Origin of the sequence: Microtetraspora sp. NBRC 16547 (assembly GCF_030268965.1) — a bacterium.
Classification (GTDB): domain Bacteria; phylum Actinomycetota; class Actinomycetes; order Streptosporangiales; family Streptosporangiaceae; genus Microtetraspora.
This window is the reverse complement of sequence record NZ_BSSE01000001.1, coordinates 506,058-518,790: the sequence shown is the minus strand read 5'-3', so window position 1 is coordinate 518,790 and position 12,733 is coordinate 506,058. Positions and strand designations below refer to the sequence as shown.

General features: G+C 68.8%; 13 protein-coding genes. 8 read left to right on the top strand and 5 right to left on the bottom strand.

Features of this window, described 5'->3' with window-relative positions; translation table 11 throughout:
- The first annotated feature begins 18 nt into the window (after positions 1-18).
- The 3 genes from QSK17_RS02265 to QSK17_RS02255 all read left to right on the top strand — a co-directional run bounded on the left by QSK17_RS02265 (position 19) and on the right by QSK17_RS02255 (position 2,312).
- On the top strand, positions 19-798 hold the full coding sequence (locus tag QSK17_RS02265) for an SDR family NAD(P)-dependent oxidoreductase (protein ID WP_285702641.1): 780 nt from the start codon (positions 19-21) through the stop codon (positions 796-798).
- 14 nt (positions 799-812) lie between these two features.
- Positions 813-1,577, top strand: coding sequence for a crotonase/enoyl-CoA hydratase family protein (locus QSK17_RS02260; RefSeq protein ID WP_285702640.1), 765 nt, complete (start codon positions 813-815; stop codon positions 1,575-1,577).
- A gap of 105 nt (positions 1,578-1,682) precedes the next feature.
- Positions 1,683-2,312, top strand: a complete 630-nt coding sequence (locus QSK17_RS02255; protein WP_285702639.1) for a rhomboid family intramembrane serine protease — start codon at positions 1,683-1,685, stop codon at positions 2,310-2,312.
- Between the two features lie 175 nt (positions 2,313-2,487).
- Here the strand turns inward: QSK17_RS02255 and QSK17_RS02250 are convergent, their stop codons facing one another.
- The 3 genes from QSK17_RS02250 to QSK17_RS02240 all read right to left on the bottom strand — a co-directional run bounded on the left by QSK17_RS02250 (position 2,488) and on the right by QSK17_RS02240 (position 5,629).
- Positions 2,488-3,042, bottom strand: coding sequence for a TIGR00645 family protein (locus QSK17_RS02250; RefSeq protein WP_285702638.1), 555 nt, complete (start codon positions 3,040-3,042; stop codon positions 2,488-2,490).
- 194 nt (positions 3,043-3,236) lie between these two features.
- Positions 3,237-4,361: a phosphoserine transaminase gene (gene serC / locus QSK17_RS02245; RefSeq protein WP_285702637.1), complete on the bottom strand. Its 1,125-nt coding sequence runs from the start codon at positions 4,359-4,361 to the stop codon at positions 3,237-3,239.
- A gap of 161 nt (positions 4,362-4,522) precedes the next feature.
- Positions 4,523-5,629, bottom strand: a complete 1,107-nt coding sequence (locus QSK17_RS02240; RefSeq protein WP_285702636.1) for a citrate synthase 2 — start codon at positions 5,627-5,629, stop codon at positions 4,523-4,525.
- A 170-nt stretch (positions 5,630-5,799) separates the two neighbouring features.
- Here QSK17_RS02240 and pdxH point away from each other — a divergent pair, with 170 nt between their 5' ends.
- Positions 5,800-6,444 carry a pyridoxamine 5'-phosphate oxidase gene (pdxH, locus tag QSK17_RS02235; RefSeq protein ID WP_285702635.1) on the top strand — a complete coding sequence of 215 codons (645 nt, stop codon included), beginning with the start codon at positions 5,800-5,802 and terminating at the stop codon, positions 6,442-6,444.
- Between the two features lie 41 nt (positions 6,445-6,485).
- Here pdxH and QSK17_RS02230 read toward each other — a convergent pair whose 3' ends face one another.
- On the bottom strand, positions 6,486-7,097 hold the full coding sequence (locus QSK17_RS02230; RefSeq protein ID WP_285702634.1) for a UdgX family uracil-DNA binding protein: 612 nt from the start codon (positions 7,095-7,097) through the stop codon (positions 6,486-6,488).
- A gap of 77 nt (positions 7,098-7,174) precedes the next feature.
- Here QSK17_RS02230 and QSK17_RS02225 point away from each other — a divergent pair, with 77 nt between their 5' ends.
- From QSK17_RS02225 to QSK17_RS02210, 4 genes are all read left to right on the top strand, one after another.
- Positions 7,175-7,879 (top strand): iron-dependent transcriptional repressor DtxR, encoded by a 705-nt coding sequence (locus tag QSK17_RS02225; RefSeq protein ID WP_285702633.1) that lies wholly within the window; start codon positions 7,175-7,177, stop codon positions 7,877-7,879.
- Positions 7,880-8,002: 123 nt separating this feature from the next.
- Positions 8,003-10,228 carry an ATP-binding SpoIIE family protein phosphatase gene (locus QSK17_RS02220; protein ID WP_285702632.1) on the top strand — a complete coding sequence of 742 codons (2,226 nt, stop codon included), beginning with the start codon at positions 8,003-8,005 and terminating at the stop codon, positions 10,226-10,228.
- Positions 10,229-10,271: 43 nt separating this feature from the next.
- Positions 10,272-11,048 (top strand): alpha/beta fold hydrolase, encoded by a 777-nt coding sequence (locus QSK17_RS02215; RefSeq protein ID WP_285702631.1) that lies wholly within the window; start codon positions 10,272-10,274, stop codon positions 11,046-11,048.
- Positions 11,049-11,131: 83 nt separating this feature from the next.
- Positions 11,132-11,293 (top strand): hypothetical protein, encoded by a 162-nt coding sequence (locus QSK17_RS02210; protein WP_285702630.1) that lies wholly within the window; start codon positions 11,132-11,134, stop codon positions 11,291-11,293.
- 182 nt (positions 11,294-11,475) lie between these two features.
- On the opposite strand, the gene QSK17_RS02205 is transcribed toward QSK17_RS02210, so the two are convergent.
- On the bottom strand, positions 11,476-12,621 hold the full coding sequence (locus QSK17_RS02205; protein WP_285702629.1) for an acyl-CoA dehydrogenase family protein: 1,146 nt from the start codon (positions 12,619-12,621) through the stop codon (positions 11,476-11,478).
- Positions 12,622-12,733 lie beyond the last annotated feature (112 nt).

The window sequence follows — 12,733 nt, the reverse complement described above, 5'->3', positions numbered from 1 at the left end:
TCGCGTTAAGGTCCGGCTATGGATCTCAACGGAGCAGCAGCGATCATCTCGGGCGGTGCCAGCGGCCTCGGTGAGGCGACGGCACGCGAGCTGGCAGGCATCGGCGCGACCGTGGTCATCGCCGATCTCAACGTCGAGCGGGGCAAGGCGCTCGCCGACGAACTCGGCGGCGTGTTCGCGCAGACGGACGTGTCCGACGAGGCGTCGGTGCAGGCGGCGGTCGACGCCGCGGTGGCCACCGGCAAGCCGCTGCGCGCGGTGATCAACAGCGCCGGCATCGGCTGGGCCTGCCGTACGGTCAACCGGGACGGCTCGCCGCACGACCTCGCGTCCTACCGCAAGGTCATCGACGTCAACCTGATCGGCACCTTCAACCTCATGCGCATCGGCGCGGCGGCGATGGCGAAGACCGAGCCGGCGGACGCCGACGGCCAGCGCGGCGTGGTCGTCAACACCGCGTCCGTCGCGGGCATCGAGGGGCAGACCGGCCAGGTGGCCTACTCCGCCTCCAAGGGCGGCATCATCGGCATGACCCTGCCCGCCGCCCGTGACCTGGCCGCCATCGGGGTCCGCGTGCTCACCATCGCCCCCGGCATCATCGACACCCCGATCTACGGCAAGATCGGTGACAAGAACGCCGATGAGTTCAAGGCCAAGCTGGCCGCGCCCGTGCCGTTCCCCAAGCGCATGGGCCGGGCCTCGGAGTTCGGTCAGCTCGTCCGCAGCCTGATCGAGAACGACTACATGAACGGCGAGGTCATCCGCTTCGACGGCGGCATCCGCTTCCAGCCCAAGTAGCCAGGTGAGGTCACGTGTCTGACGAGGTTCTCGTAGAGGTCGACGGCGGTGTCGCCGTCGTCACGATCAACCGGCCGCAGGCCAGGAACGCGATCAACGGCCCGGTGGCGCGCGGCATCGCCGCCGCGATGGACGAGCTGGACGAGCGCAAGGACGTCTCGGCCATCGTGCTTACCGGCGCGGGCGGCACGTTCTGCGCCGGCATGGATCTGAAGGGATTTCTCAGCGGGGACATGCCGGTCGTCGAGGGCCGCGGGTTCGGCGGGCTCACCGAGAACCCGCCGAAGAAGCCCCTGGTCGCGGCGGTCGAGGGATACGCACTCGCCGGAGGTTTCGAGTTGGTGCTCTCGTGCGACGTCGTCGTCGCGTCCGAGGAGGCCAAGTTCGGGCTGCCCGAGCCCAAGCGCGGCCTGGTCGCCGCCGCGGGCGGGATCATGCGGCTGCCCCGGCGCATTCCGTACCACGTCGCCATGGAGATCGCCCTGACCGGTGATCACTACCCGACGGCCAGGCTGTACGAGCTGGGCCTGGTCAACCGCGTCACTCCGGCGGGCGGGGCGCTCGCCGGCGCTCTGGAACTGGCCCGCACGATCGCGGCCAACGCGCCCCTCGCGCTCGCCGCGACCAAGAGGGTCGTCGTCGAGTCGGCCGACTGGTCGAGGGACGAGATGTTCGCGAAGCAGGGGGAGATCGTCAACCCGGTCTTCAGCTCAGCCGACGCCATGGAGGGCGCCGCCGCGTTCGCCGAGAAGCGCGCGCCCAACTGGACGGGCGCCTGACCGCTTCCCCCGTCCCCTCGCAATGCTCACCGAGATGCTCACCGAGGGGACGGGGGAGCGCCGGCGCGGGGCGCACGCGCGGTCCGGAGTGCGTACCGTGAAGAAATGAACGACTTCGGCGCACCGGTTCCTCCTACCGGCCGGTCGGCCCGTGACCGCGTGGCCGGCCTCCTGAGCGGCGCTCTCGGCAGCGCGATCGTCATAGCCGTCCTCGTCTGCGCCATGTGGGCGGTCGAGGTCGTGGACTACATCCAGGGCGGCGCCCTGGACCGGTACGGCATCGTGGCGCACGATCCCGAGGCCCTGCCCGGGATCCTGCTCGCCCCGTTCCTGCACGACGGGTTCGGCCACCTGATGGCCAACTCGGTGCCCCTGATCATCCTGGGCTTCGTCGCGGCGATCCGCGGCGTCGGCCGCTTCCTGTGGGCGAGCCTCATCATCACGCTGGTCAGCGGCGCGGGGGTCTGGCTGACCAGCCCTCCGGGCACGCTCACGGTCGGCGCCAGCGGCCTCGTCTTCGGCTATTTCGGGTATGTCGTCGCCCGCGGCCTGTTCGACCGGCGCGCCCTGGACATCTTCCTCGGGGTCGTTGTGGCCGGTTTGTACTACTCGATCCTGTGGGGAGCCCTGCCCAGCCAGCCCGGGATCTCCTGGCAGGGGCATCTCTTCGGCCTCATCGGCGGCATCCTCGCCGCGTGGGTGCTCCGCCGCCGTGCCGTACCGGGACAGGTCTGACCGCACCTGGCACGCGCGGGCGTGCGGCGGCCGACCGGTCGCGGCCGGAGCGCCTGACGACGCACTGGAGCCCTCTCCGGCGTGTATCGCAGGGGCAAGGTCGGGTCCGGGCGTGCAGAGCCCGCTCCGGCGTTCCTGGCGCGCCGGTGCGGGCGTTCAGATCGGCTTGGGTCCCTCAGTCGTGCGCGTGCTCGCCGGAGGACGTGTTCAGCATCCGGTCGATGAGGGCCAGTCCGATAGCGGACAGGACGAACACCACGTGGATCACCGTCTGCCACAGCATCGTGTCGGTGCTCATTTCGCGGGCCCGGATGAAGGTCTGCAGCAGGTGGATGGAGGAGATGCCGATGATGGCGGTGGCGAGCTTGACCTTGAGCACGTTCGCGTTCACGTGGGACAGCCACTCGGGCTCATCGGGGTGGCCGTCGAGGTTGATCCGCGACACGAAGGTCTCGTAGCCGCCCACGATCACCATGATGAGCAGGTTGGAGATCATCACGACGTCGATGAGCCCGAGGACGCTGAGCATCACGGACTGCTCGACGTTCATGCCGCTGGCGGCGAAGTCACCGGTGAGCAGGTGCCACAGCTCGACCATGAACTGCCAGACGTAGACGCCCTGGGCCACGATCAGCCCGAGGTAGAGGGGCACCTGCAGCCATCTGCTGGCGAACATGACATAGCCCAGGCCGCGCTGCCGTGCCCGTAGAACCCCCGAGGTCGAAGTCACCGTTGCTCCTGTCGCAAATCGTCCGTAGCGGGAGAAACTTTACGGAGATCTTGCGACTTCTTTGGCATGCGAACTTCGCCTGCCTGAGCGGGCCCGGACACGCCGCGGGCCGGTACGCGTGCGGCGTACCGGCCCGGTGACGGCGTTGGATCGGCCCCGGATCGGCCTCGGATCGGCCTCGGACGAGCGTCGAATCAGAGGCGCTCGACCACGTAGTCGACGCAACCGGTCAGCGCCTCGACGTCGGCCGGGTCGATGGCCGGGAACATCGCGATGCGAAGCTGGTTGCGGCCGAGCTTGCGGTACGGCTCGGTGTCGACGATGCCGTTCGCGCGCAGCGCCTTGGCCACGGCGGCGGCGTCGACCGAGTCGTCGAAGTCGATCGTGCCGACGACGTTGGAGCGCTGGGCGGGGTTGGCGACGAACGGCGTGGTGTAGGACGTCTTCTCCGCCCAGGTGTACAGCCGGGACGCGGAGTCGGCCGTGCGCGCCGTCGTCCAGGCCAGGCCGCCCTGGGAGTTCATCCACTCGATCTGGTCGGCCAGCAGGAACAGCGTGGCGAGCGCCGGGGTGTTGTACGTCTGGTTCTTCGTGGAGTTGTCGATCGCGACCGGCAGGCTGAAGAACTCGGGGACGTAGCGCCCGGTGGCGGCGATCTCCTCGACCCGGGCCAGCGCCGCGGGCGAGAACAGGCCGATCCACAGGCCGCCGTCGGAGGCGAAGCTCTTCTGCGGGGCGAAGTAGTAGACGTCGAACTCCTCGGCGGACACGGGCAGGCCGCCGGCGCCGCTCGTCGCGTCGACCAGGACCAGCGAGTCGTCGTTCGCGACGCGCTTGATCGGCCGCTTGATCGGCATGGCCACGCCGGTCGAGGTCTCGTTGTGGGTGAGCGCGTAGACGTCCACGCCCTCCTCGGCGACCGCCACGGGGTGGCTGCCCACCTCGGACTTGATCACCGTCGGCTCGCCCAGCCAGGGCGCCTTCTTGACGACCGTGGCGAACTTGGACGAGAACTCGCCGAAGGTCAGGTGCTGCGACTTCTCGCGCACCAGCCCGAAGGCGGCGATGTCCCAGAACGCGGTGGTGCCGCCGTTGCCGAGGACGACCTCGTACCCCTCGGGGAGGGAGAACAGCTCGGACAGGCCCGCGCGCACCCGGCCGACCAGATCCTTGACCGGCTTCTGGCGGTGGGAGGTGCCCATGATGCTCGCGCCGGCTCCGGCGAGAGCCGAGAGCTGCTCAGGGCGTACCTTCGAGGGCCCGCAGCCGAAACGGCCGTCGGCGGGCTTCATGTCAGCGGGAATCACGATGTCAGCCACGTGTCCAGCGTAGTGAGCCGCGGCGATGGTCTAGCCCCAGGTCCGGAATGTGAGACGTCTTGGTGCGCCCTCGAAGGTGGAAAGCGAAACGGCCCGCACCTGATGTGCGGGCCGCTTCAAGAAACTTCAGGAAATGTCCGACGGATATCGGCGACGTACGATCAGATCTTGCCGACGACCTCGGCCGCGCCGGGGACGTCGTTGATCGAACGCTGGGAAGGGCCGACATAGTTGGCGCTGGGGCGGACCAGCCTGCCCGTGCGCTTCTGCTCGAGGATGTGCGCGGCCCAGCCGGCGGTGCGCGCGCAGGTGAACATCGAGGTGAACATGTGGGACGGAACCTCGGCGAAGTCGAGGACGACGGCGGCCCAGTACTCCACGTTGGTGGCGAGCACCCGGTCGGGCTTGCGGGCGTGCAGCTCCTCCAGAGCGGCCTGCTCCAGGGCGGCGGCGACCTCGTAGCGCGGGGCACCCAGCTCCTTGGCCGTACGGCGCAGCACCCGGGCGCGGGGGTCCTCCGCGCGGTAGACGCGGTGGCCGAAGCCCATGAGCCGCTGGCCCTTGTCCAGCTCGGCCTGGACGTACTTCTTGGCGTCGCCGACCTGCTCGACGCCCTCGATCATGTGCAGCACGCGGGCGGGGGCGCCACCGTGCAGCGGGCCGGACATGGCGCCGACCGCGCCCGACAGGGCGGCGGCGACGTCTGCACCGGTGGAGGCGATCACGCGGGCGGTGAACGTGGAGGCGTTCATCCCGTGCTCGGCGGCCGAGGTCCAGTACGCGTCAATGGCCTTGACGTGCTTGGGGTCGGGCTCGCCACGCCAGCGGATCATGAAGCGCTCGACGATGCTCTGGGCCTCGTCGACACGCTTCTGCGGGACCATCGGCAGGCCGAGGCCACGGGAGGACTGTGCCACGAACGACAGCGCGGTCACCGAGGCGCGGGCGAGATCGTCGCGGGCCTGGGCGTCGTCGATGTCGAGGAGCGGGCGGAAGCCGTAGGCGGGGGCGAGCATCGCGAGCGCGCTCTGCACGTCGACGCGGATGTCACCGGAGTGGACAGGAACGGGGTACGGCTCTGCCGGAGGCAGTCCCGGCTGGAACTCGTTGTCGACCAGCAGGCCCCAGACGTGTCCGTACGAGACACGGCCCACGAGTTCCTCGATGTCGACGCCCCGGTAGCGAAGGGCGCCCCCTTCTTTGTCCGGTTCCGCGATCTCGGTCTCGAAAGCCACCACACCTTCGAGTCCGGGTTTGAAGTCGGACACTTCGGCCGCCTCCCTCTCTTGTGAAGTCAAAAGCCTTGATGTCGAGATACCGGCGGGTCAATTTAACCCGCAGGGTTCCAGTGGGTTCCCGCCGGTCCCCAGGAAACGCCGTTGCCCCTGGTAGGGGGCAATGCGGACGTCCCCCGTCAAGCGCGCAACAATACCGTTCCGTGGACACCGCTTCTCATCTGCCCGGGCTCAGGCACAGCTACGAGGGCGAACCCCTGCTCGAATCGGGCCTCGCCGACGACCCTGTGACGCAGTTCGCGGTGTGGTTCGGCGACGCCGTCGAGGCCGGACTGCCCGAGCCCAACGCCATGATCGTCGCCACCGCCTCCGCCGGCGGCCGGCCGTCCGCGCGCACCGTTCTCCTCAAGGGATTCGACGAGCGCGGCTTCGTCTTCTTCACCAACTACGAGTCGCGGAAGGGGCGCGACCTCGGCGAGAACCCCCGGGCCTGCCTTCTCTTCCCGTGGCATCCCATCCGCCGTCAGGTCCGCGTCGAAGGCCGCGTCGTACGGGTGTCCCGCGAGGACTCCTCCGCCTACTTCCAGTCCCGTCCGTACGGCTCCCGCATCGCTGCGTGGGCCTCGCGCCAGTCGGCGGTCGTGCGGTCCCGGGAAGAACTGGACGAGAGGTTCGCGACGCTGGCCGAGCGCTGGCCGGAGGATCCGCCGACACCGGACTTCTGGGGCGGTTTCCGCGTCATCCCGACGGAGATGGAGTTCTGGCAGGGCCAGACGGACCGCATGCACGACCGGCTCCGCTACCGGCGGACCGGCGACGCGTGGGTCCTGGAGCGCCTGGCGCCCTGACTCGCTATACATGTCGTATATCCAGAAATATCCGGAACCGGTCAGGGCAGCGCGGCGGCGACCTTGAGATCGGAGAGGAAGCCGATGTAGGCCGCGTCCCTGTCCGGCGCGCGGAGGATCGCCGACGGGTGCAAAGTCGCGACGTAGTAACTGCCCTCCGCACGGGGGATGGGCTGCCCGCGCTGCCGGGTCACCCGGAAGGACGGTCCGAGCAGCGCGCGTCCGGCCGTGGCGCCGAGGATCACCGTCACCGCCGGGTCCACCAGGCGCATCTCGGCGTCGAGCCACGGATGGCAGGCGTCGATCTCCGCCGCGGTCGGCTTCTGGTGGATCCTGCGCTTGCCGCGCGGCTGGAACTTGAAGTGTTTGACGGCGTTGGTCACGTAGACGGCGTCGCGGTCGATGCCCGCCTCCTCCAGGGCCCGGTCCAACAGGCGGCCCGCCGGCCCCACGAACGGGGCTCCCTGGCGGTCCTCCTGATCTCCTGGCTCCTCGCCCACCAGCATGTAGCGCGCGTCGGGAACACCCTCCCCGAAGACGGTCTGCGTGGCGTTCACATAGAGATCGCAGCCCTGGCAGCGGCGGGCGGCCTCGCGGAGCGCGGGCAGGCTGATCTCCTCTGGAAGAAACCGTTCCGCACCGATGTTTGCCATCCCATGTCGCTTCCCCAATAGGGTCGGCTGCGAACACATCGGAAGCTCGTAGCATCGATTACAGGACGGGAGGAACGTTGACCGCACACGGCCTGATCGATACCACCGAGATGTACCTCCGCACGATCTTCGAGCTGGAGGAGGAGGGCATCGTTCCGTTGCGCGCCCGCATCGCGGAGCGGCTTCAGCAGAGCGGCCCCACTGTCAGCCAGACCGTGGCGCGGATGGAGCGCGACGGTCTGGTCAAGGTCGAGGGTGACCGGCATCTGAGCATGACCGACCTCGGACGCACCCTCGCCATCCGCGTCATGCGCAAGCACCGGCTCGCCGAGTGCCTGCTGACCCAGGTGATCGGCTTGCCCTGGGAAGAGGTCCACATCGAGGCGTGCCGCTGGGAGCACGTGATGTCCGAGGCGGTCGAGACACGCCTGGTCGGCCTCCTCGACAACCCGACCGCATGCCCACACGGAAACCCCATTCCGGGGCTCGGCGAGCTGGGCGTCGAGGAGTCCGCTCGGGTCAAGGATGAGCAGGTTCTCTCCTTGATCGATCTGGCCGGGCCCGGGGAGGTACCCGCTGTAGTGCGGCGAATTAGCGAACAAGTGCAAAGTGATCCCGCTGTGATGCTTAAACTCAAGCAAGTTGGGATACAACCCGGACGCAAGGTGACGCTCGCTACGAGCGACGACGGCGTACGGGTGACGGGTGACGGAGAAGCGGAGATCAATCTTGCGGAACTCCCGCGCGACGTCGCCGCGCACGTCTTCGTCACGAAACGATGATCGAATTCGTTTGTTGAGTCCCACCAGGGAGGCCCTCCTCTCCCGTCAGAACCCAGCCTCTGTTCAGGCAGGAGCGCCAGTGGTCCGCTTTGCGAACACCTTCGCCCAAGGGGTGGTCGTCGGATGAAACGTTGGGGGGACCTCTCGCAGGACAGCGCCGACCATCTCACCGCCGGTTCCGTGCTGGACCAGGCCGAGATGGCCGTCGTCGTCACCGACCGGTTCAGTAACGTCCTCTACTGGAACCCGTTCGCCGAGCGACTGTTCGGCCGGCCGGGCGGCGAAGAGGGGAAGGGGTCGCTCCTCTCCCTCGGGATCACCGAGAAGGACCACCCGCTGACCGCCGAGCTGGCCAAGAGCGTGCTCAAGGGAGGTGTCTGGGAGGGCACCTTCGACATCGTCCGCGCCGACGGCACGATGATCTACGTGCGGGCCCAGGCCGTCCCGCTCCGGCACCCGTCGGGCTCTGTCACCGGCATCGTGATCACCGCGCGCGAGGCCATGCGCAGCAACGAGCGTGAGAAGGACCGGTTCGGCCTTCTTGAGCGCATCGGCGAGCGGCTGGCCGGCTCGCTGTACGTCGAGGAGACGCTCAACCGGGTCGCCGAGATGCTGGTCCCGCAGTTCGCGGACCACTGCTTCATCGAGCTGGTCGAGGGCGACCGGCTGATCCGCAAGGTCTCCACCCACGTGAACGGCTGGGCACCGCCCCCGGAGTCGTGGCTGCCCGTCGGTGGCGAGATCAGGTACCCCGTCGGTCACTACGCCGAATCGGCCCTGCGCCGCCAGGAGACCATCCTCGTCGAGGACTTCTCCCAGGTCAGCTATCCCGTGCCGAGCGCGGGGTCGGCCCGCATCTGCGGTGAGATCGGGATGACCTCCGCCATCGTGGCCCCGCTGTGCGTTCGTGGCGAGACGCTTGGCCTGATGTACCTCGGCCTGTCGAACCTCACCGACCGGCGCTCGCCCCACTACGACACGTTCGACCGGGACTTCGTCGGCGCGATCGCCACCCGGGTGGCGATCGCGGTCGACAACGCACTGCTGTTCGAGGAGGAGCGGCACACCGCCGAGTCCTTCCAGAAGCACCTGCTGCCGCGTGAGCTGCCCAAGCTCGACGGGCTGGAGATCGCGGTCCGTTACTACCCGGCCGCCCCGCTCGTCTCGCACGGCCAGGGCATCCAGACCCAGGTCGGCGGCGACTGGTACGACGTGATCCCGCTGTCCGCGGGCCGGGTCGGCATCGTCATCGGCGACGTCGAGGGCCGTGGGGCCAAGGCCGCCGCCGTCATGGGGCAGCTCCGGGCCGCACTGCGTGCCTTCGCCCAGGACGACAAGCCGCCCGCCGACATCCTCGCCCGCCTCGACGAGTGGACCAGGATCGTCGCGGCGCCGGAACGCGACAACTTCGGCGAGGACATCACCAACCCGCCGATCGTCACCTGCCAGTACCTCGTCTACGATGCCTGGTCCCGCCAGCTCTCCTTCGCCAACGCCGGTCACGCCCCGCCGCTGCTGATCGTCGACGGCAACGTGACCGAGCTGGACATCACCGAGGTCGGCCAGCCGCTCGGGGTCCACACCAAGGGCATGCACGCCGACCTGCTCTACAAGGAGGAGATCCGCATCCTCCCGCCCGGCGCGACCCTGCTGCTCTACACCGACGGCCTGGTCGACCGGCGGCCGGCGCGCGACTCGGAAGAGCCGCCGCCGAGCGAGGACGAGACGCTGCGCCTCCTCTGCAACAAGATCGCCAAGCACGCCGGTGACACGGTCGAGCGGATCGCCGACGCGGCGACGGTCGCCATCCCCGGCGAGATCGACGACGACATGGCGATCCTCGTGATCCGCTCCGTCGGCGCCGAGCTCCAGTTCGAGGAGCAGACGTTCCCCGCCCAGCCGATCATGGTGGGCGAGGCGCGGCGCATGGCGTCCGACGCGTTCGAGCGCTGGCAGGTCCCCGAGGAGCGCGCCGAGCTGGCCTGTCTGCTGGTCTCCGAGGTCGTCACCAACGTGGTGCTGCATGCGGCCAGCGCCAGCGTGCCGCGTGGCGACCTGATCATGGGCGGCCCGCCGCTGCCGTTCGACGAATCGTGGGACGTGCCCGGCTTCGAGGACGAGGTCGTCAGCGACAAGGAGTTCACGCTCCGGCTGCGCCGCGGCGTGGAGTCCGTCTGGGTCGAGGTGTTCGACCAGGACCTGCGGCTGCCCCGCATCCGCAGCGCCGGGGAGAACGACGAGGGCGGTCGTGGCCTCTACCTCGTCGACCAGCTCGCCAAGCGCTGGGGATCCCGCCCGACCCGCGAGGGCAAGGCGGTCTGGTTCGAGATTCCGGTGAGCGGCCGCTGAAGCGACCTGTACGGCCCGTCTCCCGGGTGCTTGACTCGCAGATATGGAGTTGACGTATGAGCGCCGGGGGACGGGGCCGCCCCTCGTCCTGCTGCACGGCATAGGTCATCACTGGCAGGCGTGGTCGCCCGTCTTGGATCTGCTGGCGGACCGGCATGATGTGATCGCGGTTGATTTCCCGGGGTTCGGCGCCTCGCCGCCGTTCCCGCCGGACACGCCGTACAACGTGGAGACGGCCGCCTTCGCGGTCGAGGAGTTCTGGGAAGGGCTCGGCCTGTCGCAGCCGCACGTCGCGGGCAACTCGCTGGGCGGATATGTGGCACTCGACATGGCCTCCCGTGGTGTGGTCCGTACGGCCGTCGCGCTGTCCCCGGCCGGATTCTGGTCCCGGACCGAGTGTCTGTACGCGTGTACGGCGTTGCGCATGCTGCGGAAGGCGGCGGGCGTCACGTCCGAGGGGACGGCAGCCGCGTTGATGTCGTCGGCCGTGGGCCGCACGGCCTCGCTGGGACTGCTCGTGGCCGATCCCAACCGGATGGCCGATGAGGAAGTGCTGCTCGGCGCGCACGCGTTGCGGAACGCGGCGGGTTTCGACGAGATGCTGGACTCGTTCACCTGGCTGGCCCCTCCCGCGCCCCCGAAGGTGCCGATCACGATCGCCTGGGGTGATCACGACCGGCTCCTGCCGCGGCGCCAGGCCGTACGCGCCGGGCGCTGGGCGCAGCAGCGCGTCAAGCTCCTCACCGGTTGCGGTCACGTGCCGATGAGCGACGATCCGGCGCTGGTCGCCCGGATCATCCTGGAGACCACGAGCGGCTGAGCGGTGTCCTGGCCGGGGCCGCGTGACCTCAGTGTTCGGTCGTCACCCCGCGCTCGCGGAGAATCCACCGCATACTGGTCGGCATGGACCCCGGACTCATCCTGCTGGTCTTTCTGGCCTTCCTGTTCGCGTGGTTGCTCAACCGGGTGCGCAGGTTCTTCCGGCTCGGCACGATCGGATACGCCGGCGTGATGATCGTGTTCGTGATCGTGATGCTGCTCATCTGGGGCCAGCATCTCCGCTGACCATCCGGCGTCGTACGGCTGCGCGGAGATCGCAGGCGGTGGAAGACGGACGCCGGGCGGCTTCGCGGAGGCGGCGGGCGGCGGACGGCAGGTGGCTTGACGGGGGCCGGCGGATGGTGAAGGGCGGACGGCAGGTGGCTTGACGGGGGTCGGCGGATGGTGAAGGGCGGACGGGTCGGCGGCTAGAAACCGAAGGACCGGCCGATGATCTCCTTCATGATCTCGGTCGTGCCGCCGTAGATGGTCTGCACCCGGCTGTCGAGCCAGGCCTTGGCGACCGGATACTCCGTCATGTAGCCGTAACCGCCATGGAGTTGCAGGCAGCGGTCGATGACCTTGTTCTGCAGCTCGGTGGTCCACCACTTGGCCTTCGCCGCGTCCACCACCGTGAGCTCGCGGCGGTTCAGCGCGGTGATGCACTTGTCCACGTAGTGCCGGGCGATCTCGACCTCGGTAGCCAACTCCGCCAGGACGAACCGGGTGTTCTGGAACGAACCGATGCTCCGGCCGAACGCCGTCCGGTTCTTGCAGTACTCGATCGTCGTCTCCAGGACGGCCTCGGCGGACGCGACCGCGCCGACGGCGATGGACAGGCGCTCCTGCGGCAGGTTGTTCATGAGCTGGATGAAGCCCTGTCCGTCGGCGTCGCCGAGCCGGTTGGCCACGGGGACCCGGACGTTGTCGAAGAACAGCTCGGCGGTGTCCTGCGCGTGCATGCCGATCTTGTCCAGGTTGCGGCCCCGGGTGAAGCCCTCCATGCCGCGTTCGACCACGAGCAGCGTGGTGCCGCGCGCTCCGGCCGCCGGGTCCGTCTTGGTCACGACCACGACCAGGTCGGAGTTGATGCCATTGGTGATGAACGTCTTCTGCCCGTTGACCACGTAGTGGTCGCCGTCGCGTACGGCGGTGGTACGGATGCCCTGCAGGTCGCTGCCCGCGCCCGGTTCCGTCATGGCGACCGCCGTGATCAGCTCGCCGGACGCGAAGCCGGGCAGCCAGCGCGGCTTCTGCTCGTCGTTCGTCAGGTCGACGAAGTACGGCGCCATGACGTCGTTGTGGAGGGAGAAGCCGAGACCGCTCGCGCCGATCCTGATGATCTCCTCGACGACGACGGCGTTGTAGCGGAAGTCGGTGATCCCGGCTCCGCCGTACTCCTCGGGGACGGAGAAGCCGAACATGCCGATCTCGCCGGCTTTCTTCCAGACTTCGCGGGGGACGATGCCGTCCTTCTCCCACTGGGGGTGATGCGGCACCACCTCGCGGGCCAGGAACTCACGCACGGTCTCGCGGAAGAGAAGGTGCTCCTCCTCGAAGAGGTCTCGCTGCATCGGACACGCCTTCCGGGCCGGGGACATCTCGCCTGGCCAGAATACGATTCTGTTACTCGGAGGTATACCGGGCGGAGTGTCACGGTTTGCCCGACGAGCCGGGAACGGCAAT

Bases quoted from the DNA above. Each gene is read 5' to 3' on its own strand.
- QSK17_RS02265 (WP_285702641.1), top strand. From the start codon at position 19: ATGGATCTCAACGGAGCAGCAGCGATCATCTCGGGCGGTGCCAGCGGC.
- QSK17_RS02215 (WP_285702631.1), top strand. From the start codon at position 10,272: ATGGAGTTGACGTATGAGCGCCGGGGGACGGGGCCGCCCCTCGTCCTG.
- QSK17_RS02210 (WP_285702630.1), top strand. From the start codon at position 11,132: ATGGACCCCGGACTCATCCTGCTGGTCTTTCTGGCCTTCCTGTTCGCG.
- QSK17_RS02230 (WP_285702634.1), bottom strand. From the start codon at position 7,097: ATGGCAAACATCGGTGCGGAACGGTTTCTTCCAGAGGAGATCAGCCTG.
- QSK17_RS02220 (WP_285702632.1), top strand. From the start codon at position 8,003: ATGAAACGTTGGGGGGACCTCTCGCAGGACAGCGCCGACCATCTCACC.
- QSK17_RS02205 (WP_285702629.1), bottom strand. From the start codon at position 12,621: ATGCAGCGAGACCTCTTCGAGGAGGAGCACCTTCTCTTCCGCGAGACC.
- QSK17_RS02255 (WP_285702639.1), top strand. From the start codon at position 1,683: ATGAACGACTTCGGCGCACCGGTTCCTCCTACCGGCCGGTCGGCCCGT.